Annotated in this window: 16 protein-coding genes; 12 read left to right on the forward strand and 4 right to left on the reverse strand. The window is 66.1% G+C overall.

Annotated features, from left to right (window positions below; translation table 11 throughout):
• Positions 1-138: 138 nt before the first annotated feature.
• Entirely contained in the window at positions 139-855 is a 717-nt protein-coding gene (pepE, locus tag VFE28_08950; GenBank protein HZM16115.1) for a dipeptidase PepE, read from the forward strand.
• 66 nt (positions 856-921) lie between these two features.
• Here the strand turns inward: pepE and VFE28_08955 are convergent, their stop codons facing one another.
• Together VFE28_08955 and VFE28_08960 are read right to left on the reverse strand one after the other, a co-directional pair.
• Entirely contained in the window at positions 922-3,570 is a 2,649-nt protein-coding gene (locus VFE28_08955) for a VIT domain-containing protein (GenBank protein HZM16116.1), read from the reverse strand.
• 1,240 nt (positions 3,571-4,810) lie between these two features.
• Positions 4,811-6,034 carry a hypothetical protein gene (locus VFE28_08960; GenBank protein ID HZM16117.1) on the reverse strand — a complete coding sequence of 408 codons (1,224 nt, stop codon included), beginning with the start codon at positions 6,032-6,034 and terminating at the stop codon, positions 4,811-4,813.
• 621 nt (positions 6,035-6,655) lie between these two features.
• On the opposite strand from VFE28_08960, the gene VFE28_08965 reads away from it, so the two are divergent.
• From VFE28_08965 to VFE28_09015, 11 genes are all read left to right on the forward strand, one after another.
• Positions 6,656-6,967: a hypothetical protein gene (locus VFE28_08965; GenBank protein HZM16118.1), complete on the forward strand. Its 312-nt coding sequence runs from the start codon at positions 6,656-6,658 to the stop codon at positions 6,965-6,967.
• 571 nt (positions 6,968-7,538) lie between these two features.
• The gene (locus VFE28_08970; GenBank protein ID HZM16119.1) at positions 7,539-8,900 is read left to right on the forward strand and encodes an efflux RND transporter periplasmic adaptor subunit; all 1,362 of its coding nucleotides are present in this window, start codon (positions 7,539-7,541) and stop codon (positions 8,898-8,900) included.
• Between the two features lie 4 nt (positions 8,901-8,904).
• Positions 8,905-12,027 (forward strand): CusA/CzcA family heavy metal efflux RND transporter, encoded by a 3,123-nt coding sequence (locus VFE28_08975; protein HZM16120.1) that lies wholly within the window; start codon positions 8,905-8,907, stop codon positions 12,025-12,027.
• A 4-nt stretch (positions 12,028-12,031) separates the two neighbouring features.
• Positions 12,032-13,096 carry a DMT family transporter gene (locus tag VFE28_08980; protein HZM16121.1) on the forward strand — a complete coding sequence of 355 codons (1,065 nt, stop codon included), beginning with the start codon at positions 12,032-12,034 and terminating at the stop codon, positions 13,094-13,096.
• 301 nt (positions 13,097-13,397) lie between these two features.
• On the forward strand, positions 13,398-14,264 hold the full coding sequence (locus tag VFE28_08985) for a hypothetical protein (GenBank protein HZM16122.1): 867 nt from the start codon (positions 13,398-13,400) through the stop codon (positions 14,262-14,264).
• A 21-nt stretch (positions 14,265-14,285) separates the two neighbouring features.
• A complete protein-coding gene (locus VFE28_08990; protein HZM16123.1) occupies positions 14,286-15,044 on the forward strand; it encodes an energy transducer TonB in 759 nt (252 codons plus the stop codon).
• A gap of 60 nt (positions 15,045-15,104) precedes the next feature.
• The gene (locus tag VFE28_08995) at positions 15,105-15,812 is read left to right on the forward strand and encodes a MotA/TolQ/ExbB proton channel family protein (GenBank protein ID HZM16124.1); all 708 of its coding nucleotides are present in this window, start codon (positions 15,105-15,107) and stop codon (positions 15,810-15,812) included.
• Positions 15,785-16,264, forward strand: coding sequence for a biopolymer transporter ExbD (locus tag VFE28_09000; protein ID HZM16125.1), 480 nt, complete (start codon positions 15,785-15,787; stop codon positions 16,262-16,264). The genes VFE28_08995 and VFE28_09000 overlap by 28 nt, the downstream gene beginning before the upstream one ends.
• Before the next feature lie 13 nt (positions 16,265-16,277).
• Positions 16,278-16,703 carry a biopolymer transporter ExbD gene (locus VFE28_09005; GenBank protein ID HZM16126.1) on the forward strand — a complete coding sequence of 142 codons (426 nt, stop codon included), beginning with the start codon at positions 16,278-16,280 and terminating at the stop codon, positions 16,701-16,703.
• Positions 16,700-17,665: a tetratricopeptide repeat protein gene (locus VFE28_09010; protein ID HZM16127.1), complete on the forward strand. Its 966-nt coding sequence runs from the start codon at positions 16,700-16,702 to the stop codon at positions 17,663-17,665. Before VFE28_09005 ends, VFE28_09010 begins: the two co-directional genes overlap by 4 nt.
• Positions 17,666-17,964: 299 nt before the next feature.
• Positions 17,965-19,347 (forward strand): T9SS type A sorting domain-containing protein, encoded by a 1,383-nt coding sequence (locus tag VFE28_09015; protein HZM16128.1) that lies wholly within the window; start codon positions 17,965-17,967, stop codon positions 19,345-19,347.
• A 107-nt stretch (positions 19,348-19,454) separates the two neighbouring features.
• Here the strand turns inward: VFE28_09015 and VFE28_09020 are convergent, their stop codons facing one another.
• Positions 19,455-22,430 (reverse strand): TonB-dependent receptor, encoded by a 2,976-nt coding sequence (locus VFE28_09020; protein HZM16129.1) that lies wholly within the window; start codon positions 22,428-22,430, stop codon positions 19,455-19,457.
• A gap of 510 nt (positions 22,431-22,940) precedes the next feature.
• On the reverse strand, positions 22,941-23,993 hold the full coding sequence (locus VFE28_09025) for a proline iminopeptidase-family hydrolase (protein ID HZM16130.1): 1,053 nt from the start codon (positions 23,991-23,993) through the stop codon (positions 22,941-22,943).
• Positions 23,994-24,099: the final 106 nt, after the last annotated feature.

Raw genomic sequence — 24,099 nt, forward strand, 5'->3', positions numbered from 1 at the left:
TCAGCGGGCGCCCGCGGTGGAACCGGGCGCCCGCGGCGTCCATGGCCGGCAGGCACTGGTTCGTGCGTTTGCCACCCGCGGCTTGTCGCCGAGCTTGGCACGGTCGAGCTCACGAACGGAATACCCTAGGATGACCCCATGACCGCCCCCCGCTTGCTCTTGCTCAGCAACTCCACCAACTTCGGCGGCGGCTTCTTGCAGCATGCCACCGGCAGCATCGAGACGTTCCTGGGCCGCGAGGTGCGGGAGGTGCTCTTCGTCCCCTTCGCGGCGGTGCGCTTCCCCTACGATGCTTTCGCCGCGCGCGTCGAGGCGGGTCTCGCCCCCTTGGGTTATCGCGTGCGTTCCATTCATACAGTCGCGAATGCCGAGGCCGCGGTGCGCTCTGCTGCAGCCATCGCGGTCGGTGGCGGCAACACCTTCCGACTGCTGGAGGAGCTGTACCAGCGGCGCTTGCTCGAGCCCATCCGCGAGCGGGGCATGGCCGGGATGCCGTACATCGGCTGGAGTGCCGGCGCCAACGTGGCCTGCCCCACAGTGCGGACGACGAACGACATGCCCGTCGTCGAGCCGCCGAGCTTGCGCGCCCTCGGCCTCATACCCTTCCAGATCAACCCGCATTACACCGATGCGCAGATCCCGGAGCATGCTGGCGAGACCCGTGCCGAGCGGCTCCTCGAGTTCATCGCTTGCAATCCGGGTCTTCCCGTTCTCGCTCTGCGCGAAGGCAGCATTCTCAGGGTCGAGGGAGCCGCGTGGACCCTGCTCGGCACCAAGTCGGCGCGGGTCTTCGTGCACTGCAGGGAACCAGTGGACATCGAGCCAGGCGGCGCGCTCTCCGGCTTGCAGGCATGAGGGCGCCCCTTTGAGGCGCCCTCATGTGAATCATGAACACCCGATCGAGCTTCGGGGCGCTCGCGCCTACTCGATGCGCACTGTGGCGCGTGGGTGCGGCTCGGGAAGCAGCAGGGAACCAATTTCCACCATCTCGATCTCGAAGCGCCCCGCGGCGGCGAATGTGTGACCCGGTGCTTCGTCCAGGACGAGCTCATAGGTGCGCGTCTCGCCCGGTGCGAGCAGAACACTGCCGCTCCCGCGCCCGTGGCCCGAAGGTGCCGCCGTCACCGACTTGCCGTTGTGGGTGATGCGTACCTGCACGTCGTTCCAGGTGACTACCTCGGGAACCTGGACGCCAGCCGCGCTCCGGTTCCGCACCGTGAGACGAAGGTGGCCGCGTTCGCCGACCAGCAACCTCTGCCGGTCGATGGTTATCTGTACTTCGAGCGTTCCGGGAGCGAGACGGCGCTCGACCGTGTCGACCCGGGAGCTCTCCTCGCTCTTCTCGAGCGCCGACGCCAACGTACCGATGCCAGGTGCCGAAGTGGGCGCAGGAGCCGCCACAGTGGGCGGTAGATTCGGCTGGATACGTGTAGTCACTATGCCCGACCGCCCGCCGCGCACGTGCAGCTCGCCACTCTGGACCACGGTGCCTGTGTTCAGTGCCGCACCGGTCATGCCCGAAATCCCCTGCGTCTGCACACCGAAGACGCCCTCGTGGCTCACACCCTCCGGCATGTCCACGGGCTGCGGGACGAGCATGGGCTCGCCGTCTTTGGAAACGACCTGGTTGTCTGCGGCGACGAAGGAGGTGTAGCGGCTCACCAGGTGGAAGGCGAGCGCCGTCTCGGTCAGCTCGCGGACGTAGGGCTCCTGCTCCCCTCGCACCATGAGGCGCGTCAGGGCCTCGATGCGCCGCCGGGCCCAGAGCGTGCCGAGGGCGCCGTTTTGGCTCTCTTTGGCGGGAAGGACCACGGCCAGTCGGCGTTCGAAATGGCGCCGCCCGATTTTGCCGCGGAGGAGGATCTCGCCCCTGCCGGCAGCGCGGTAGCGTCCTGAAACCACGAGCGTCTGCCCGGCGAAGAGGTCGGGCAGCCGTTCGGGGACCATGCCTTCGACCTGCAGATCGCCCCAGTCGAGACTGAGGTCGGTGAGATGGGGGCGGGCAATGCGCGCATAGAAGCGCTCCACCAGCGGCCGCGTGTCACCGTCGAGGGCGATGTAGTCCACCGCGCCCCGGCCCTCCAGGGCGAGCTCGTCCAGGAGGTAGTGATTCACGCTCGAACCGATGCCGAAGGAGAACAGACGGGCCTCACCGAGTTCCTGGCGCACGGCGGCGAGGATTTCCGTCTCGTTGCCGATGTAGCCGTCGGTGAGCAGGCAGACGACGCGCAGTCGCGCCGGATCGGGCGGAATGCGAAGCGCCGCCAGGATGCCTGCCAGCATGTGTGTGCCGCCTTCGCCCTCGAGCTGCTCGACATAGACGAGCCCCCGCTGCACCTGCTCGGGTGTGTTCGCCACCGGTCCGGCGGCGAAGGACGAGGCTGCTTCCGAGAAGCGGATGATCTGGAAGGTGTCGTCGGGTCCCAGGTGCTGCATGGCCCAGCGCATGGCGGCCTTGGAGCGGGCGAGCGGCTCGCCGCGCATGGAGCCGGAGGTGTCGAGAAGGAAGATCATTTCCTTCGGGCGCGCCTCGCGGGCGCTCACCTCGAGCTCGGGCACGAGGTGCAGGGCGAAGTAGCCCGGCTCCCCGTCGCCGTCGCGGTGGGCGAGGAAACCGAACTCCGGGACCGTGCCGGCGACGCGGTAGCGCAGAACGAAATCCTTGTTGGGGAGCGTGTCGGTCGGGCGGAGCACGATCCGCCCCCGGTTCCGCCCCTGCCTCTCGATGTCCACGGCGTGGCTCGGCACTTCGATCGCCGCGAGCGGCACGCCGGCATCGAGATCGACGCGGATGTCGATGTCGTGGCCGCTGCGCTGGCCAGGCGGGACGACAGGAGGCGTGATGCGCGATGCATCGGGGACGCGGTCCGTGTCCGGTGCCCAGCCGCTGCCGGTCTGTCGGTGACCACCAGGTAGCGAGATGTCCGCGGTTCCGGACTCTCCCGTGTCGCCGGGTCCGCCGGGGCCGTGATTCCCCGCACCGCCGGCGGAGGCAGGCTCCACGCGAGGAGCTCCGAGGGGGACGCCGGGGATGAATCGCGGCCCAACGACGGTGGGGAAGACCATCTCGTAGGCGTCGTTTTCGTAGGGCAGCGTCTCGACGTAACGGATGCGAACGCGGATCTCGTGCCCCGGTAGGATGTGCGCCACCTGCTGGGTGAAGATGTTGGGGCGCTCCTGATCGAGGAGGGCGGCGACGCGGCCCTCGCGCCGCGCCTGCTCGTAGATCTGCCGGGCCTCGTCGCGCTTGCGGATCTCGCCGCGCACCACCCGGTCGCCGATGCGGATCTCCATCTCGTCCACCGCGGCGCGGTTCGGGAGCGGGAACACGTACACCGCCTCGATGGGACGGTCGTAGGGATTCTGGAAGATCTGCTCGACGAGCACGCGGGCGATGCTGCCGGAGATCTCGACTCGCACATCGGTGTGCCGCAGCGGGAAGACCGGCGCTTCCGCATCGGTGCGGATCTTCTGCTCTCCTTCGGGGGCTTGTTGTGGCTGCCCTGGGCGCTCTTGGGGCGCCGGGGGCTGCGCCCAACTCGCCGCAGGCAAGAGGGCGAGGGCGGCCATAAGGCGAGAAAGTCGGGGCATCCTGGACGAACGCAGGATCCGCGACGGGACGCTGGGTGGGGGCTCAGTCTTGGGCTGGTGCAGATGCGACGGCGCTGCGGCCGATCGCTTCGCCCCGCGCCCGAGGGTGGCGCACATGGGGCTCCTCCCGGTCATGAGGTGGACTTGTATCAGGCCAGGCCGCCGGGTGGACCCAGCCGGGCCTGTGGCCTGCGCGCCCCTACTACCGGGAAGCCCCCCGGTGCATTCCCGCGCGCCGCCTTCCCGGGTCGTGCCTGGAAGGGCCGGGTATGTCGCAAAGATGCACCCCGGGATGGTGAATGCAAGCCTGCTCGCGTCGGTCCTGCCCTGATCAGGGGTCCCGGTCCTCGGCCACCGAACCTGTCACCCCCTTGGAGAACGATGAGAGGTCCCAGTCGCTCGGCCACCGAACACGTCACCACTTTGGAGAACGATAAGAGGTCCCGATGGCTCGCTACCCAAACTGCCGACTCCTTGGAGAAAAGTGAGCGGTCCCGGTCGCTCGGCCAACGAAAGGTCAGCACTTTGGAGAACGATGAGAGGTCCCGATGGCTCGCTACGCAAACGGCCGACTCCTTGGAGAAAAGAGAGCGGTCTCGGTGGCTCGCCCACCAAACCTCGCACCTTGGTGAACGGTGAGGGATTCCAGCCGCCAGGCGCCTCACGGGGTCACCCGGCTCACACCGGAAGTGGTTTTGATGCCAACGCAGCGCCTGAGTCGATGGTGACATGCCGATTCCTCTCGAAGGAAGAACCGTGCCGAGGAGCGAGTCGGTGGAAAACCTTGAGTTATGAAGGTCGAAGCGTGCGGGACTGTCAATGCTGGTGACGGACACTGTAAACGAAGTTCACGATCGAACGGCGCATCGACCGTGCCGAACGAATGAGTGGAGCGAGAAGCCTAAGGATGGGTCTTCAGCGCAGCGGCTCCCCGGGTGGCCGCTTGCCCATTGTGCGCCGGGCCACGGCGACACCGAGGGCCAGACCCACTGCGATCCCGATGGGGAGCCAAACGCCCCACTTGCCGGTCGTCGCCCCACCGATGACCCCTGCTACCACACCGAACGCGATCCCCAGCGGGATCGAGACAGATCCTCCCCTACCCGACACGCCTGGCTGCTGCGATTCATCTGGCATGGGGCGCTCCATTCATCAGAAGAGTGACGATCTCGCACCAAGGCCGCCGAACACGTTTTGGGACGCGAGGGACGACGAATGGTCAGGGCGTGAACCGGTGGATGGCGAGGTATTCGAATCCACCCGCATCCGCATTCCGCACCAGCAGCAAGAGGTACGTCGTGCCCCGCGTGAGCGCGACCGGGGCCCGAAGTTCCCTCGCTCCCTCGGGCACGATGCCGTAGCGAACCGGTGGCACGATGGCATTCGTGCTATCCGTGGTGATGACCCATTGATCGGCACCATCCTCCACGGCTTCCACAGAGAGCCAGGAGCCGGCTTCGGAGGGCGTCCAGGAAAAGGTGGGGCTCGTCCCCGGGCTGACCGTGACGGTCACGGGGGACCCCACCGTGAAGGTCGCCGCCCGTTCGGTCACCCCCATACTCAGTGTGTCCGCAGAACCGGATTGAACGACACGTGCCTGAACAAGCCAGCGCATGTGGGCGTTGGGGCGGATGCGCACCGGAACCTGCCAGCGGGGTTCCTGCGTGTGGACCATGATATCCAGCGTGTAGTCGTCATCGATGATCAATTGGTAATCGACCAGCGTGTAGCCCTCGGGCAGGCCGGTCAAAGGCTCCCAGCGGATCTCGGGACTAGGCTCGGCGCTGAGCGAGCCGTCGGGCGGGTTCAGCGGTTGCAGTGCCTTGGCGAGGTGCAAGTCGCCCACGTCGACAGGTGTGGAAGACGTCAGTGTGACGATGGGTCGATCCTCGTCTCGCGCCAAAGCCCTGTAGCCGTCGTTGGCCAGATAGGCGCTGATGACGACGTAGGTTCCGAACGGGATCGCGTCGATCTCGAAGGCCCCGGACGGATCCGAGAGGGCGGTGTGATCAGGGAGAGGCGTTTCGATCCCGTCCCTTCCTGCCTTCCGCACCGTGGGCGAAAAGGTGTCCGGTGCGGCGACGGCAGCGAGAGACAGTCCGACGGGTACGCCCGGGACCGGCTGGCCCGCGAACATCACTCGGCCGCGCACGACACCGAGCCCGGTGCCCAGCGGGTCGGGATGGAGTCGGATCTCGACATTCAGGACCGAATCCAGCGGCGCTGGGATCATGGTGCCGAACTCCGGCAATCCGGGCACGTACGCTGGCCCTCGGCCGACCATCGTGTACGGCTTGTAACCGGACTTCGTCACGCTGAACGGTGGAAAATAGAGGGCTCCCGTGCCTTCGCTTGGCTGAGTGATGAGCGTGAAGCGGCCGAGTTCGTCGGTGACACCCAACTCGGGTATCGTGGTGCCGAAGAACGGTACTTCGACGTCCACGCCTCCCAATGCCCAGCTCGTGACCCCGACGTGAGCGCCCGGGACAGGCTCCCCAGTATTCGCATCCAGAACCGTTCCGTTGATCCTCGCGCCCTCTCCGGTCCAGAGCCCGCTCGCCTGCAGTCGCAGGTCGTGCCGAACGACCTGCCCGGCGCGGACATGCAAGAGCGAACCGGTCCGTCCGAAGATGACCATGTTCTTGTGGTAGATGACAGGGACGTAGTCGCCGGGAGCCACCAGGTCGACCCGGTAACTCCCCGTCGCGTTGGTCGGCGTAGAGAGAGGGCCAGCGCGCAGCGTTGCCGGTTCCCAGAGCGACACGCGAGCGTCGGGCACCGGCGCCCCGCTCTCGATCTCCGTGAGCACTCCCTCGACCGAGCCTGTACTGATGCCAATCGGGCTATCCTCGTCGCCGCAGCCTGGCAGAGCGAGTATCAGTGCGAGACAGGCGACAAACATATAGCGTTTGCACATTGTGAACGCTCCCGAAAAAAGGCCCTCCTTGTCGTACAGGCTTCAAGGAATACCTTAAGGTCGAGCTGAACGAGGCGCAAGGGGGGGCGGTCATGCTATGCTTCGGTTCGAGCGCACCGGTTCGCGCGCCTCGCTAGGAGGCGAGGGATGATGACGAAGGCACTGTTGATCGTTCTCGCCACCGTCTTCACCGGTCTGGTCACCGGCACTTTCGGCCTCGCAGGCACGGAAGATTGCGTCGCGACCTGCGCGGACGAAGAGGCAGCGTCCGGAACCCCTTGTGCGCTCTGTCCGTGCTGCCACTCCTCCCAGGGCTTCTTGCAAGAGCAGGGGCTCGACCTGCCGGCGGATCTGTCGCGCGATCCGCTCCCCCCGAGCACGGTCGCATCCTTCGCCTCGATCCACCCGCGTGAGATCCTCCACGTCCCGAAACCATCCGGCCCCATGCATCTCGGTTGAGCGATCCGAGTCTGGGTTGCGGACCCGCGCCTAGCTCTCGAAGTGGCCGGGAAGTCCTGCCCGCCTTGATCGGGTAGGCCCGGCAGACGCTGGCGCAGGCAAGCGCGCTGCGGCCCATCCGGCCTTCGAGGCCGTGCCGTGTCGCGCCGCCACCATTCGCGGGCATCCAGAGCTGACTCGAAAGGACGACCATGTGGAGACACGCGCTCCTGGCCACACTTCTATCCCTGGCGCTGCCGGGTTGTGGTGATCGCAGCTCGAGCACCAGCGGGGAAAGGCAAGCGGAGGCACCGAAGCCGGCGGAGAGCCCTGGCGAAGCGACCGCAAACACCGACTCTGGAGACGGGCGCTCTCACGCCGATTCCGGGGCCGTAGCCGGCTCCCACGCGGACTGGTGCGAGGAGCACCAGGTTCCGGAATCCCTGTGCACGCGGTGCAATCCGACCCTGGTCGCGGCGTTCAAGGCGACGGGAGACTGGTGCGCGGAGCACGGGTTGCCCGAGTCGCAGTGCCGCCAGTGCAATCCCGACTTGAGACTCGAGCGCCCGGCCAAGCGGACGGGGGGCTGAGCATGCGCTGGAGGGAGATTCTCGCCGCCGGCGCATTGTTGGCCGCCGTGGCCTGTGGCAAGGAAGAAGCGCCTCGGGAACAGGCAGGCGTGGGTGCGCCGCAGGCGAGCACCGTCGAGGCCGGTTTTTGCCGCGAGCACGGTGTTCTCGAAGCGGTGTGCACGAAGTGCAATCCGGCGCTCGTCCCGGTCTTCCAGGCCAAGGGGGATTGGTGCGCCGAGCACGGTTTCCCCGAGTCGTTCTGCCCGCTTTGCCATCCGGAGCGCGGCGGCAAGCCCGCCGCCGAGGTGTCCCTGGAAGAGGCGCCTGCCGACGGCACGAAGATCCGCTTCAAGACCAAGGAGACCGCGCGCCTGGCCGGGATCGAGATCGCGACCGCGACAGAGGCCCCGACCCAGGACGGCGTAGCGGCGGTGGCGCGGCTCGTCTACGACGCGACGCGCGTGGCGCGGGTGAACGCCCGCGCTCCGGGCGTGATCCGCACCATCCACGTGGATGTGGGGAGCAAGGTGCGTCGCGGCGCGGCGCTGGCGGAGATCGAGAGCGCCGAGGTGGGCGCCGACCAGGCCAAGCTGCAGGCGGCGCGCGTCCGCGTCCAGGTCACGGAGGCGGCCTACCAGCGCGCCAAGGATCTCCTGGACAAGGGCATCGTCCCGGCCACGGAAGCGCAGCTCGCGCAGCAGGAGTGGGAGGCGGCCAAGGCCGAGGAAGCGGCGGCGGTCCGGGCGCTCCGCATCGTGGGGACGCCGGGCGGGGAATCGGCGTACACGCTCCTGGCGCCCCTCGGCGGCATCGTCACCCAACGCAGCGGCAGCATCGGCGCGCTGGTCGACTTGGAGGAAAGTCTCTTCGAGATCGTCGATCCATCCTGGATGTGGGCGGAGATCGACGTCCCCGAAGCGGTCCTGCCCTCGGTCCAGGTGGGCCAGCCGGTGCGCTTGGGTTTCGACGCTCTCGGCGCGCGCGAGTTCGCCGGAAAGATCGACTACGTCGCGCCCTCTGTGGATGCGAGGACCCGCACCACCGTGGCCCGCGTCCGCCTCGCCAATCCGGACGGACTGCTGCGGGCGAACATGTACGGGCGGGCGCGCATCGCCGTCGGTGATCTTCGCACCTCGGTCGTCGTGCCCCGCGCCGCGGTGCAACGCGCCAAAGGTGTCCCCGTGGTCTTCGTGCGCCTCGCCGAAGACCTGTACGAGACGCGCCGCGTCCGTCTCGGCATGACCGGCGACGCGGGCATCGAGATCGTCCAGGGCGTCCGGCCAGGGGAACCCGTCGTCACCGTAGGCAGCTTCCTCCTGAAGACGGAAACACTGAAGGGAAGCATCGGTGCCGGCTGCTGCGAGGTCGAGGTGAAGAAGTAAAACGATGCTGAATCGGATCATCACCTGGTCGCTCCAGCATCGGCTCGTGGTGCTCGTGGCGTGGGCGATCCTCGTCGTCGCCGGCCTCGATGCTTTCCGGCGCCTGCCGCTCGACGCCTTCCCGGACACGACACCGGTGCAGGTGCAGATCAATACCGTGGCTCCATCGCTCTCCCCCCTGGAGATCGAACGACAGATCACTTTCCCCCTCGAGCAGGCGATCTCCGGCCTGCCGCACTTGCACGACGTGCGGTCGCTCTCCAAGTTCGGCCTCTCGCAGGTGACGGTGATCTTCGAGGACGGCACCGATATCTATCTCGCCCGCCAGGTGGTGATGGAGCGCCTGCAGACGGTGGCGCTGGCCCCAGGCATCGACAAGCCTCAGCTCGGGCCCGTCGCCACCGGCCTCGGCGAGATCTTCCATTACCTCGTCACGAGCAAGGACCACTCTCTCGCCGAGCTGCGAGCCATCCAAGACTGGGTCATCAAGCCGCAGCTGCGCTCCGTGCCCGGGGTGGCGGAGGTGAACACCTGGGGCGGCGACGAGCGGCAGATCCAGGTGCGCCTCGATCCGCTGCAGCTGCAGAAGCACGACCTCAGCTTTTCCGAGGTGATCGAAGCGCTGGAGGGGAACAATGCCAATGTCGGCGGCGGGACCCTCGACCAGGCGGGAGAGTCGAGCCTCATCCAGGGCGTCGGTATCGTCACCCACCCGGAGGAAGTGGCGCAGATCGTGGTGGCGGCGCGACAGGGCGTTCCCATCCACATCCACGACCTGGGTCAGGTGGTCGAGGGACGGGAGATCCGCCGCGGTGCCGTGACCGCGGACGGCAAGGGCGAAGTCGTCCTCGGCCTCGGCTTCATGCTCATGGGCGAGAACAGCCATGAGATCGCCCAGCGCCTGCGTCTCCGGCTCGAGGAGATCCGCAAGAGCCTACCTCTGGGCGTCGAGGTGACGACGGTGTACGACCGCACCGAGCTCGTGGAGCGCGTCCTCCACACGGTGGAGAAAAACCTGTTCGAGGGCGCCCTCCTCGTCGTCGCCGTGCTCTTCGCCTTCCTCGGCAATCTGCGCGCCGGGTTGCTCGTGGCCGCCGCGATCCCGCTCTCCATGCTCTGCGCCTTCGATCTCATGGTGCGAGCCGGCATCGCCGGTAGCCTCATGAGCCTCGGGGCCATCGACTTCGGCCTCCTCGTGGACAGCTCGGTCATCCAGGTGGAGAACGCCGTCCGCCGTCTAGGGGAAAGCCAAGGCCGGCGCAGCCGGCTCGAGGTCGTGCGCGACGCGGCCATCGAGGTGCGCAAGCCGACCATGTTCGGTGAGCTCATCATCATGATCGTGTACCTGCCGATCCTGGCCCTCGAAGGCGTGGAGGGCAAGCTCTTCCGCCCCATGGCGCTCACCGTGATCTTCGCACTCCTCGGCTCGGTGGCCTTGTCGCTCACCTTGGTGCCCGTGCTCGCCAGCCTGCTCCTGCCCCAGCGCCTGCCGGCGACGGAGAACGCCTTGGTCCGGCAGCTGCAGCGGCTGTACCGGCCGGTTCTCGGCTTCGCGCTGCGCCGGCGCGGCCTCGTGCTCGCTCTCGTGTTGCTGTTGCTGGCGTACGCCGCCTACCTGGCCTCACGTCTCGGCTCGGAATTCGTGCCCCGGCTGCGGGAAGGCTCCATCGTCATCAACACCGTCCGTCTCGCCGGCGTCTCGGTGGACGAGTCCGTGCGTTACGGCCTGCGGATCGAACGCGCCCTGCTCGAAAAGTTCCCCGACGAGATCGAACGGGTGTGGACACGGACGGGAACGGCGGAGGTCGCTACGGATCCGATGGGCGTGGAGCTCTCCGATGTCTTCCTGGTGCTGCGGCCGCAGCAGGAGTGGCGACGCGCGCGAACCCAGGACGAGCTCGTGCGCGAGATGGAGGTGGAGTTGTCGTCCCTGCCGGGGATGCGCATGGTGTTCACCCAACCCATCGAGATGCGGGTCAACGAGATGGTGGCCGGCATCCGTTCCGACCTCGGGGTCAAGCTCTTCGGTGACGACTTCGAGATCCTCAAGGCCAAGGCCCGAGAGATCGAGAGGGTGTTGAAGAGCATCCCCGGCGCCGCCGACGTGGTCACCGAGCAGCTCACCGGCCAGCCCATGGTCCGCATCGAGGTGGATCGCGAGGCCATCGCGCGGCACGGCATCGCCGCCCGCGAAGTCCTCGCCGTGATCGAGGCGCTCGGGACGCGGCCCGTCGGCGAGCTGCAGGAAGGGGAGCGGCGCTTCCCCATCACCGTCCGCCTGGACGATCGCTACCGTGAAGATCCCGCCGCCCTCGGACGGGTGATCGTGGCCGCGGCCAACGGCGATCGCTTGCCCCTTGCCGCCCTCACCCGGGTGCAAACGGCGGAGGGCCCGGCGACGATCCAGCGCGAATGGGCCAAGCGGCGCATCGTGGTACAAGCGAACGTTCGCGGGCGGGACGTGGGCGGTTACGTCGCCGCAGCGCAGGCCGCCATCACCCAGCAGGTGCCGCTTCCCCCAGGTTACTACGTGCGCTTCGGCGGCCAGTTCGAGCACCTGGAGCGCGGCAAGCGCCGGCTGCTCTTGGTCGTGCCCCTGGCTCTGGCCCTCGTCTTCATCCTTCTCTACTTCACCTACGGGCGCTTGCTCGATGCGGTGCGCCTGTTCACCGCAGTACCCTTCGCCGCCGTCGGCGGCATCGTGGCGCTCTGGGCGCGGAACATCCCGTTCAGCATCTCCGCCGGCGTCGGCTTCGTCGCCCTGTCCGGTGTCGCGGTTCTGAACGGCATGGTCATGCTGACGCTGTTCCGACGCCTGGAAGAAGAAGGCTCGAGCGTCGAGGAAGCGGTGCAACGCGGCAGCATGGCCCGACTCCGCGCCGTGCTCATGACGGCTCTGGTCGCGAGCTTGGGTTTCGTCCCCATGGCGCTCAACACCGGCATCGGTGCCGAGGTGCAGCGACCGCTGGCCACGGTGGTCATTGGCGGCGTGATCTCGTCCACCTTGTTGACGCTGGTCGTCTTGCCGGTGCTCTACACTCTCGGCAGGAATCGGGCGATGCCGAGGCGGAGCGAGGTCGGGGAAGTCCCTGCGCGCACTCCGGACTCGGTGGAATCGAAGCGCTGAGGTCGTGACACCAGAGGCCATGCGCATGACGCCGCAACAGCGCGGGGCGCTGTGCGGACTCCTCGCCGCGGCGCTCTTCGGCATGAGCGCGCCGGTCGCGAAGCGGCTCCTCGCACACGCAGGGCCGCTCTTCCTCGCCGGGCTGCTCTATGCGGGAGCCGGGGCTGGTCTCCTGGCCTACCGCCGGCTGCGGCCGGCGACAGAGGAAGCTGGGCTGCACCGCGCCGACCTGCCGAAGCTCGCCGCGGTGACGCTCTTCGGCGGTGTGCTCGGGCCAGTGCTCATGCTCCTCGGCTTGGAGCGCGTGACGGCGGTCAGCGCCTCCCTTCTCCTCAACCTCGAAGCCCCCTTCACCATCCTGGTCGCCGTACTTTTTTTCGGTGACCACCTCGGCCGCCGTGCGGCGAGCGCGGCGTTCCTGATCGTCGGCGGTGCCTCGCTCCTCACGCTCCAGCCGGGAGAAGCGGGCGCCGACGCCCTCGGTGTCCTCTGCCTCGCCGCGGCTTGTCTCTGCTGGGCCCTCGACAACAACCTCACCCAACGACTCACTCTCCGCGATCCCGTCGCCATCGTCCTGGCGAAGACGCTCGGGGCCGGGATCAGCAACCTCATTCTGGCTCTCTGCCTCGAGCGCGACATCCCGCCCGTGGGCGTCGCCGGAGCGGCATTGCTCCTCGGTTGCCTGAGCTACGGGGCGAGCGTCGTTCTCGATGTTTACGCCTTGCGACTGGTCGGGGCCGCCAGGGAGGCCGCCTATTTCGCCACCGCCCCCTTCGTCGGCGCCTTCGCCGCGATCCTCGTGGTGGGGGAGCGCCTGCGCTGGCTCGACTTCGTCGCCATGATCGCCATGGCGGCGGGAGTCACCGTTCTGCTACGCGAGCGCCACGGCCACGAACATCGGCACGAGGAGATGGTGCACGAGCATGTGCACGTGCACGATGACCACCATCGCCACACCCATGGGCCCGACGATCCGACCGGGGAGCCGCACAGTCATCCGCACCGGCACGAAGCCCTCGTCCACGACCACCCGCACGTGCCCGATGTGCATCATCGCCATCGGCATTGATGCCCCTACTGGCCAGGCGAAATCGGAGCTCGCGGTCGAAGTCGCCACGGCTGGTGGCGGGATGGGCGGCGGCGGCGAGCGTCCCCAGGAGGAGGATCGCGGGGGCAAGGCGAATCCACACGGCGCTTCCTCTCGGCCCGAGCCACTCATGGCGGACCCTGCAGAGACCGGAGGCGCCAGGGTGCGCCGATCGGGAGATCCCCGGATGGGGTTTGCCTGGGTTTGGACGTATTGAAGGGCCTCCAATTCGAGTCTATATTTTGTGCAGGTGGCGATTGCCCCGGGGACGAGGGATGCTTCGATGGCTGACATCGTGACGGCAAGGGCCTCCCGCCTGGCGAAGGCGGGCTTGGCGGGCGTGCTGCTTCTCCTCCACGTCGGCTGCGGGGCTCCGGTGGATCGACTCCGCGCCCGGGTCGAACTCAAGAAGGGCAATCAGAGCTACCTAGCCGGGGACCACAAGGCGGCGATCGAGCATTACCATCGCGCGCTCGCTCATGTTCCCACGCTTTCCCGCGCCTACCTCAATTGTGCCTACAGTCAGGTGACACTCTTCCGCGCCAGCGCCGATCCGGAGGAGCGCCGTGTGCTCGCCGACTCTGCCGTGGCTTCGTTCCAGCGCTACGTCGCGCTGTTGGAGGGGGAGGAACGCGACGGAGGTGAGGTGCCCAAGGGAGAGCGGATCGAGCAGCACATTCTCACCCTCTATCTGGACTCAGGGCAGGCCGACAAGGCGAGCGCGCTTCTCGAAGCGCGCCTACAGCGCCATCCGCGCGACATGGCCACGCTGCAGATGCTGGCGAACCTCGCTGTGGAGAGCGGAGAGCTCGACGAGGCACTTCGCTGGCACCGGAAGCGTCTCGAGCTGGAACCCACGAACCACGAGGGTTACTACGCTCTGGCCGTGATGGCGTGGCAGTTCTCCTATCACGGCCGCGTTGCCGAGGAACGACGTCAGGAGTTACTCGACGAGGGTCTCGGTGCGGTGAAGCGCGCGCTGGAATTGCGTCCCGACTATTTCGAAGCCCTCATCTACGCCAATCTCCTCTATCGAGAGAAGGCCAAGTTCGCCGCGACCGATGCCGAGCGGGCGGAGTTCGAGAAGCTCTACACGGAATTCGAGGAGCGGGCGCGGCAGGTGCGGGAGCAACAGAAGAACGCGACCTGAAGCGGCGCGGATCGGACAGGCATGGCGACGCAAAGAGCCGAAGTGGCGGACAGCGGCGAGCGGATGTTCAGCGCCCTGGTCGAATCGAAGCGCGAGCGCCGCTCCGGCTGGCGACTCGTGACCTTGCAGATCGCCATCGCCGTGCACTTGCTCGTGCTCTGTGTCATCGTGGTGAAAGACTACTTCGAAGTGCCTCCCATCCACGAGCCGCCGCTGCGCGTTTCCTTCGCCCAGGTCGCGCCGCCGCCACCGCCTCCGCCAGCGCCGCCCAAGCCCGCCGCGCCCAAGCCGGAGCCCGAGATCGAGGTGCCGCCGCCGGAGCAGATGCTGCAGCCGGTGGAGATGCCCGAGGAGATCTCCATGGAGCCGATTCCGGTGGCGGAGCCGAGCACGGGCGTCGAAGGCGGCGTGGAAGGCGGAGTCGAGGGTGGCGTCGCCGGCGGCGTGCCGGGGGGAGCGCTCGGGGCCGAGGTCTATCGTCTCGGCGGGCCAGCCACCCCGCCCGAGATCGTGGACGAAGTGAAGCCCACCTATCCCCGCTTGGCGCTGGCCTCACACATCCAAGGGGTGGTCATCCTCGAGGCCCTGATCGGACGGGACGGCACCGTCCGGGACGTCAAGGTGCTGCGCGGCCTCTCGATGGGTTGCACCGAGGCCGCGGTGGATGCCGTCAAGCGCCGGCGGTACCGCCCGGGAATGCTCAACGGCGAGCCGGTGGAGTTCGCCTTGACGGTGACCGTCACCTTCAAGCTGGGAGGGGAAGCGGTGACGCGCCGATAGAGGTCGCGAAGGGGGCGCAGCCGACGGCGGTTCGAAGGACGTGCCAACGAGGAGGTGACGATGGAGCAGACCAATTTCGGTCCCATGGATATCTGGCGCTCGATGGGGACGGTGGGGCACAGCGTGCTCATCTTCCTTCTGCTCATGTCCATCTATTCCATCTGGGTGATGATCGAGCGCTACATGCTCTTCCGGAAGCTCCGTAACCAGTCGTTGGGCTTCATAGAGGCGGCGAAGAAGCTGCTTCCCGGCGGCGACATCGACGCGCTCTTCGAGTTGACCAAGAAGCACCCGAAGAGCCATCTGGCACGCGTCTACGCCGCTGCCATCGTCGACTGGTGGGACTACCGGAAGAACCCGGAGCCACCGCTGGGTTTCGAGGTGACCATGGGGCGCGCCGTCGAGCGCGAGGGGGTCATGGTCGTCCAGGAGCTGAAGCGAGGCCTCTCGGCCCTCGCCTCCATCGGCGCCACCGCTCCCTTCGTCGGTCTCTTCGGCACCGTCGTGGGGATCATGAATGCCTTCTTCGCCATGGCGCGCGCTGGCCAGGGCGGCATCGGCACGGTGGCGGGCGGCATCGCCGAGGCGCTGGTGAACACCGCCGTGGGGCTGTTCGTGGCCCTGCCCGCGGTGTGGGGGTTCAACTACTTCCTGAACCGGGTCGAGCGTTTCAACGTGGAGATGAACAGCGGCGGCAGCGAGCTGGTCGATTACTTCGTCAAACGTTCCAGGAGCGAACTGTGGAGATCGGCGAAAGCAAGTCGCTGAAGAGCGACATCAATATCACGCCGCTCGTGGACGTGATGCTCGTCATGCTCATCATCTTCATGCTCGTGACCCCGATGCTCCAGAAGGGGGTGGGGGTGTCGTTGCCCAAGGCGCTCAACGTCCATCCGGTCTCGGAGAACGAGGAGCAGGTGCTCGTGGTGGCGCTCACGGAACGCGGTCAGGTGTACATCGGCAAGGACCCGATCGACCGGACGAAGCTGGAGGAGTTGTTGCGGGCGCGCTATCGTGGCAACAGCGCCCTGCAGCTGCAGATCAAGGCCGACCGCAACGTGCCTTTCCGCGACATCAAGGAGGTCGTGCGCGCCGGGCGCGCGGTCGGTTTCGAGGGGGCGGCGCTGATCGCCGAGGAGATCAAGGAAGAGGCCACGCCGGGGACGCCGCCGGCCGCGAGCCAGACCCCGGGCGGCGCCGGGGGCGCCGGCACGCCGTAGGAGAGGGGGACCCATGCCCATCGGTCTCGGCGGACTCGACCAGCAGAAGTCCGAGATCAACGTCACGCCGCTCATCGACGTGTTGCTCGTGCTGCTCGTCCTCTTCATGATCATCACCCCCCTCCTCACCCAAGGGATGGACAGCGACATCCCAAAGAAGAGCGACCAGCCGCTGCCGCAGGCCTTTTCCGAGAAGCAGCTCGTGCTCAGCATCACCGCCGACGGCCGCTTCTTCCTCAACCGCGAGGAGCTGAGCCTCGGACAGCTCGGGGCGCGGTTGCACGAGGTGTTCGTCCAGCGCGGCGGCGGGCGCGTCATCTTCGTCAACGCCGAGGACACCGTGCCCTACGGCACCGTCATCCAAGCCATGGATCTCTGCCGCAGCGCCGGGGCCGAGAACATCGGCATCGTCACCGAAGACATCGAGGCGTCGCCGTGAGCTGCAGACCGCCAGGGGTCGCCTCCGCCACAGTCGCCCTCCTCGTCGCGCTCGGGCTCCCGGCCCGCGCCCAGCTGGTGGAGGACTACCGCTTCAAGGGACGCGTGGTCGATGCCTCGGGCCAACCCCTGGGGGGCGTGCATGTCACCTTGCGCGACGTCGAGACGGGCTCCCGCCTCGTGTTCACGACCCACGACGACGGCACCTTCGACCGCCGGATGATCCCGCACGCGCACTACGAGGGCAGCTTCGAAAAGTCCGGATACGTCACGCGGACGGAGAACTTCGATTGGTCGGCCTCGCCCCGGGACGTGGTCACCATCGACGCGAAGATCGTGCTGGAAAGCCAGGTCTCCAAGGCGAAGCGCGAGCTGGGCAAGAAGGCGGCAGCGCTGTACGAGGAGGGTTACGCCGCTCTGGCGGCGAACGACTGCGTCCGCGCCCGGCAGAAAGCCGAGGAGCTGCTCGCTCTGGGTGCCGGAAGCTATGAATATGCCGTGCGCTTCGTCCGCGCCCGTTGTTACGCGGTCCAGGGCCAGCTGGACGAGGCGGTGGCGGCGTATCGCGAGGTGCTGGCGCTCAAGCCGGATCTCTTCGAGGCGAGGTTCGACCTGGCTCTGGTCCTGGAGAAGCAAGGGCAGCACGAAGCGGCGCTACAGGAATACGAGCAGGCGGCGACGCTGCGGCCCGAGGACGTCGAGGTGCAGTACAACATGGGAGCCATTCTCTTCCAGCAGAAGGCGTTCGACCAGGCGCGCCCGCATCTCGAGAAAGCCGCGAGCCTCGATTCCACCCACGCCCAGGCCGCGAAGGCCCTCGGTTTCGCTTGCCTCCAAGGCGAGAAAAAGGACGTGACCGCCGCCCAACGCTACCTGTCGCGTTATCTCGCTCTCGAACCGCAAGCTCCGGACGCGGCGCAGATCCGGGAGATCCTCACCGCCATCGAGACTTCACCTCGGTGAACGACGCAGCGTCGTGCCGGCCGTGCGGGCGGCGAGTCGACCCGCCAGGTGGGAGCCTCCCCGATCTTGTCGACGAGTCGAGCACCGCCGTCATAAGCTGTGCGTAGGATGGTAAGCTGAGCAGAGGACCCCTTGGGGGGCCAATGGCGAGCAAACGCCCTATGAAAGTCGTTGCTGGGCTCCTCTTTCTGTGTCTCCCCAGCTCTGTCACTCCCACGATCTGGCGCGTGACGCCCGACGGCGGCGGCGACGCTCCGACGATTCAGGCCGCTATGGACTCGGCTAGCGCTGGCGACACCGTGCTTGTCGCCGCGGGGAATTACACATGGACCTCGCAAAATGCAACGGGTGAATCCATGGTCCAGTTAAAAAACGGGGTCCGCTTGCGCGGCGAGTTGGGAGCGACACAAACGATCCTGGACGCAGAGAACAATGGCCGAGTCATGCGGAGTCGGGATCCGGGAGAGGTATCGATATCAGGTCTGACGATCACCCGTGGATACTCGGATGGCTTAGGCGGCGGCATTCTATCCGATTTCTCCGATCTCATCGTCTCGGATTGCATCATCCGGGACAACTTAGCGGGTATTGGTGGCGGCCTTGCCTGCTATGAAGGAACTGGTCTCATCGTTCGATGCCAATTCTTGCGCAACACCTCTGATGCAGGCTCGGCAGGCGGCGGAGGCGCGGCGAGCTGCGAAAACACCGTCTTCTCCCACTGCACGTTCTACGACAATCGATGTTTTGGACAGGGGGCAGGCGGGGGGGCCGTAATTCTGGCTACTCGCACGGGCTATCCTGTCTCGAGTCTGAAGGATTGTTGGTTTGAGGGGAACTCGGGCACGGCACCGTTTGGCGCATGGGGTGGCGCCGTCTCGGCTAACGGAGACTCGGTGCTCCGCTGCATGTTCGTCGCCAACGTCGCGACGAACGGAAGCGCTCTTTCCGGAGGAGGATACGTTGAGGATTGCATCTTCATCGCGAACGAGTCCTTCACCGGCCCCACGATTAGTATTAGCCCTCACGGAAAACTCGTCGGTTGCACTGTGGTCGGCAACAGTTCGCCCAGCCCCAGCTTTGCATCTGCTGTCTTTCTTCAGCCGGGGATGGTAGAGAATTCCATCATCGCCTTCAACGAGGGCTCCGCCTGCAGCGGCTCTGGAACCTTTATCTGTTCTAATCTCTTCGGCAATACGCAATCCGATCTTCTCTGTGGTGTCGATGGTGGAGGGAACATCAGCGTAGACCCCTTGTTCTGCACTCCGGATCCCATCGCCAGCCTGGATGCTTCACTCCGGTCGAGTTCGCCCTGCTTGCCTGAGAACAACAGTTGTGAGGTTTTGATTGGTGCCACAGGCGAGGGCTGTACGACTTCTTCGGTTCAGGAGTCGCTGAATTCGGCTACAGCAGAACTCCGCCTCGGGACATGGCCGAATCCTTTCAAGAGCGGCACATGGATTACTTATTCTGCGGCGAGGATAGGTCGTGTGCGCCTCTCGATCTACGACTCGCGAGGGAAGTTGATCAAAACGCTTGTAGAGAAAACTCATGGCCCAGGGGACTACGTGTTGTCTTGGTCCGGAGTCGACGAAGCGGGGCGCAGCGTCCCGTCAGGCATGTACATAGCACGAATTGTGGCCAATGGGCAAATGGCGACGCAAAAACTCATCTTGACCAAGTGAGTGCCCAACAATAGCCCCGAAACGACAGCGGGGACGGCATCGCCGTCCCCGCCGTTGCGTTCCATGTGCCGCCGGTTCCTTTCTCCTGGAACCGGAGCGTACCGACCTCAGTAGCTCGCCCGCAGCGCGAACTGGAAGCGCCGGGGCTGTTGGAACACCGTGGTCTTGCCGAAGTCCGGGTTGGTGTCGCCCGGAGCGTTCAGCTCGAAGCCTTGATCGAAGTCGACACCATCCTGATCGTTGAAGACGTTGAACACCCGAACGATCGCCGCGATCCGCTGCCGGCCGACGCGGAAGGTGTAGTCGGCATGGATGCCGACGTCATTCGTGGTCGGGCCGCGCTTGAAGCTCCCGGGGACCACGGTACCGTCCGCCTGCCGCACTCCACCCTCACCGCGCGCTACCAGCGGGATCTCGTAACCGTTGCCGTAGGCCTCGTTGAAACCGAGGGCGGTGATGGGGACGCCGCTGATCGCTGTCCAGCTCATTCCGAGGTTGAGGGTTCCCGGCACACGCCCTTGGAACTCGAAAGCGTACGAGCCGAAGAGGTTGAACACGTGGGTGCGGTCGTTCGGCAGTACGCCATCCTCGATCGTGTGCTGCCAGATCTGTCGGTCCTGGGGCGTCGCCAGGTAGGGGAAGTCGAAGAGCGAGGTGATGAAGGGGTCGCTTTGGCCGTTGTCACGGCGGAAGTAACCCTCGTAGTTCCCCTCCAGCTTCGACCAGGTGTAGGAGCCCTGCACCTGCCAGCGGTCGCGCATGCGCTTCTCCCACTTGAGGGTGACAGCGTCGTACTTGCGCGACGGTTTCGGGAAGCCGGGCTCACCGTTCACCGCCAGGACATTCGGCCCCGGGTTGGTGATGAAGTAGCTGCCGAACTCGGCCCCGGCCAGGAGGTCTGTGTACGGCACCAGGGCCACGTCCTCCAGCGTCCGCCCCAGACTCCGGTGCATGTAGCTGACCCCGACGTTGAGGAACGGGATCACTTCACGCTCGACGCCGGCCACGTACTCGTCCTGGTAGGTCAGCTTCGCCTTGGGGTCGACGATGGTCGGTTCGTTGCCGAACACCGTGAACGAATTGAACACCGTCGGATCGATGATCCTGGGGTTGTTCGGGTCGCTGAGGTCGACGTTCGAGATCGGATAGCGCACGATGTGCGTGACCTCCGTCGACAGCGCCCGGACCGCCAGATCGTTGGGCACCTTGCCGAAGAAACGGCCGTAGGAGAAGGAGACCTTGGTCTTGTTGTCCCTCGTCGGGTCGATGGTGATGTGCGCCCGCGGCGCCCAGTTGTTCTCCCAGTTGAACTTGGTGACGGTGCCGAGGAGGGTCTCCTCTTCGTAGCGAACTCCCCCCATCAAGTTGATCCACTTGACCGGGCTCCACGAATCGGAGAGGAAGAACGATAGGTAGTGGGTCTTCGTCTCCGCCGTGAGCGAGCCGCTGCGGATGCGGCTGATCCGGAAGTCGTCGGCGTCGATATCCCAGATGTAACCGCTCTGCGCGTTGGTGAAGACGATCGAATCCGGCAGCCCCGGGCGCGAGATGGTGTCCAGCGGGATCTGCAAGCCCGAGGGGCCCGAGTAGTTCGCCGTGTGGTCGTAGCCGATGTCCTGGAACTCGAAACCATAGCGCAGGTTGTGCTCGCCTGCGGCTTGCAGGAAGTTGGAGAACTTCAGCCGGTACTGCGAGTTCCACGAGGACGCATCCTCGAAGAAGCCGGGACCGCCGAACAGGCGCGGCGTCGCCAGCGTGTCCCCCGTGGAGGGATCGAAGAACATCGTGCCGCTGGCCTGGTTACGTGCCAGGTTTTCCTCGAAGTTGTCCTTGTGATAGGCGTACGACGCCTCGATGAAGCTGTTGTCGTGCAGCTCGCCCTCCCAGCGCGCCACGACGTTGTTGCCGCCGAATTTGATATCGGAAAAGCGCGCCGTGGGGTCGACGACGGCGGCGGCTTCGGTTCGCTGCGGCCCCATGTCGCCCGTCGAGGGGTCGCCGAACGCGGAGACACTGAACGAGTGCTTCGGGTGCGCGAACCATTTGACGTTGCCGGCATAGTTCCAGATGGTGCGATCCGCGTCGAGCTCGTGCTTGAACCCCAGATCCCGGGTGAGCGCTGCCGCCGTCGTCGTGGTCCGCGTCGTGAACGTCGGGTCGAAGGCGCCGTAGAAGAAGACCTTGTCGGTCTTGATCGGGCCACTCACCTCGGCACCATAGTCCTGGCTCTGGAAATTGGTGATATCCACGGCGCCCACTTGGCGGTCGGTCAAGGCGCGCTCGGCCTCGGCACCCTGGAAGTAGCCGAACGCGCTGCTCTTCCATTCATTGCCGCCCGTCTTGGTCACCAGGTTGATGAAGCCACCCAGGGCCTCGCCGTACTCCGGTTCGTAGCCACCGGTCTTGACCTGGACTTCTTTGATGTAGTCGAAGTTCACGCCCGTACCGAGCGAACCGAAGACGATGGAGTACGACCCGGCGCTGCCGTAGCCCGCGTTGTTGATGTTGACGCCGTCGATCACGTAGACGTTCTCGAGGCCGCTGGCTCCGGAGATGGACGGATTCGACTCCCCGGAACCCGGCAGACCGCTGGCGACGACACCCGGCGCCAAGGCGAGGGTACTGGAAAAGCTCCGACCGATCGGGATGCTCGACATGAGCTCCGAGGTGATCGTGGCGCCGGTCGTGGTCGTGGAGAGGTCCACCACGGGCGCTTCGCCGACGACTTCGATCTGCTCGGTGACGCCGGCGGAGAGGGTGATCTCGATGCGCAAGCGCGCGCCGAGCCGCACGTCGAGGTTCTGTCTCTCGACGGTGTTGAAGCCTTGCAACGTTGCCTTCAAATTGTAGTCGCTGCCGGCTGGTAGATGGGTGAAGACGAAGCGTCCATTGGCATCGGTGACTTCCGTCTTCGTTCCCTGAGCGGAAGACAGGATCACTGTGACGCCCGGCAGGGGGGTTCCCTGCGCGTCCGCCACGGTACCGTCGATGGTTCCCGAAGTGACCTCCTGCGCGGTCGCGGGACCATGCGCGACGGTCAATAGAGACACCACGAAGCCAAGGACGAGGATTCTTGGCCGCATCGTTACGCCTCCTTTTGTCCGGTGTACCGCTCCCAACCAAGCGCAAGATATGCTCGTTGCGTTCGTTGGTCAATGATCACCGGGCCAGTCGGGGTGGGGTGTTTTCACCACCCACGGCGAGTCGCCCATCCTCCCCGGAGCCGCTCCCAGAACGGCCCTGGGGAGGGTCAGGCGAACGCGGGTGATCCTCAGGGGTCCTCTTGAGGCGACATCGGGGAATGTAACAGTGTCATTGAGATACACAATGGGGACGGGACGGTGGATTGAAATGGAGTCGTGTAGCTTTCCTGCTCCGCTCGACCCCGACGACTGTTGGTGCCGGACGAACTCCGGGTTTCACCGGAGGCCGACTGCAGGAGTCTGCCGACCGACCGGCCCGGCGGCGGAGGCCGCCGCTGGGGTACGGCGCCCCGAGTCGGGAGCCGGCCGGAGGACCTCCCCGGCCTCTGGGGCCGACACCGGGTCCGGGGCGCTGGGGCCTCGCCTCGGCGGGCCCGGGCTCGAAGGGCTTTAGAGACGGCCCGCGTCGACGCCCAGGATGAAATCGATGACACCCCGCATGTAGACCTCCTGGTCGTCGTAGAGCGCCAGGTGGCTGCCCTTCGGGCAATGCAGGTAATGCCCCTTCTGCATCCGCCCGGCCATCCATTCCATGTGCTTCGGGTCCATCGTGTCGTAGGCCGCCCCGATCGTGAGCGCCGGCACCGCGATCTTTCCCAGGTCGGCGCTGCGATCCCAGCGCACGAGCTTGCCGCTGGCGCCGAGCTCGCTCGGTCCCTGCATGGGAATGTAGATCGCAGGGTTCATGTGCGCGAAGGCCCGCTGGACCGGATCCGGCCACTGGTCGTGGGGGATGCGCAGCACGTGGAGCTCGTAGTGGTGTGGGATCAGGAGGCCCATGTAGCGGGGGTTGCCATAGTCCTGCGCTGCTTCGAGATTCTTCAGCTCGGCGAGTACCGCTGGATCCATGCTGGAGTGGAAGACGCTATCGGCGTAGGCGTTGTAAGCAGGCACACTCGCCATCATGTTAGAGATGATCAGGGCCTTGAGATGTTCCTGATGCGCGAGGGCGTATTCGAGAGCCAGCAGGCCTCCCCACGAGTGTCCGAGCAGAAAGAAGTTGTCGCGGTCGAGCCCCAGTGCCTGGCGCACCTGCTCGACCTCGTCGACGAAACGTGCGGTGTCCCAGAGCTCCGGTGCCTCGGGCTGGTCGCTGTAATGGGAGCCGAGTTGGTCATAGTAGTAGTACTCGATGCCCGCACCGGGGAGATAGCTGTCGAACGCCTCCAGGTATTCGTGGGTGAAGCCGGGTCCGCCATGGAGGAGGAGCAGCTTGATTCTCGGGTTGTTGCCGATGCGTTTCGTCCACACCCGGAAGGTGCCTGCCGGCGTGGTCACCGGGATCATCTGCACGCCGCCAGCAAGGATGTCGTCACGCCCGGTGTAGTCGAGGTAGGCCGACAGCGGCTTCTCCGGCGGGGCCGGGGCTTTCGAGCAGCCCCAAACGGGGAGCATGCTGCTGCCGGCAGCCAGACCCGCGAAGATCCAACTCCGCACGCGCATCGAATCCCTTGCCCTTCTGGGGCGCCACGCTAGTCTATTCGGGGACGGCGTGCAAGGCGCCGCAAGGTTGGATGTTGGCGCGGCGGGGGTGCCACTCGCCCCCGCG

It is taken from the genome of Candidatus Krumholzibacteriia bacterium, from assembly GCA_035649275.1.
Classification (GTDB): domain Bacteria; phylum Krumholzibacteriota; class Krumholzibacteriia.

Coding starts and splice junctions, on each gene's coding strand:
- pepE (HZM16115.1), top strand. CDS start 139: ATGACCGCCCCCCGCTTGCTCTTGCTCAGCAACTCCACCAACTTCGGC.
- VFE28_08955 (HZM16116.1), bottom strand. CDS start 3,570: ATGGCCGCCCTCGCCCTCTTGCCTGCGGCGAGTTGGGCGCAGCCCCCG.
- VFE28_08965 (HZM16118.1), top strand. CDS start 6,656: ATGATGACGAAGGCACTGTTGATCGTTCTCGCCACCGTCTTCACCGGT.
- VFE28_08970 (HZM16119.1), top strand. CDS start 7,539: ATGCGCTGGAGGGAGATTCTCGCCGCCGGCGCATTGTTGGCCGCCGTG.
- VFE28_08975 (HZM16120.1), top strand. CDS start 8,905: ATGCTGAATCGGATCATCACCTGGTCGCTCCAGCATCGGCTCGTGGTG.
- VFE28_08985 (HZM16122.1), top strand. CDS start 13,398: ATGGCTGACATCGTGACGGCAAGGGCCTCCCGCCTGGCGAAGGCGGGC.
- VFE28_08990 (HZM16123.1), top strand. CDS start 14,286: ATGGCGACGCAAAGAGCCGAAGTGGCGGACAGCGGCGAGCGGATGTTC.
- VFE28_08995 (HZM16124.1), top strand. CDS start 15,105: ATGGAGCAGACCAATTTCGGTCCCATGGATATCTGGCGCTCGATGGGG.
- VFE28_09005 (HZM16126.1), top strand. CDS start 16,278: ATGCCCATCGGTCTCGGCGGACTCGACCAGCAGAAGTCCGAGATCAAC.
- VFE28_09020 (HZM16129.1), bottom strand. CDS start 22,430: ATGCGGCCAAGAATCCTCGTCCTTGGCTTCGTGGTGTCTCTATTGACC.
- VFE28_09025 (HZM16130.1), bottom strand. CDS start 23,993: ATGCGCGTGCGGAGTTGGATCTTCGCGGGTCTGGCTGCCGGCAGCAGC.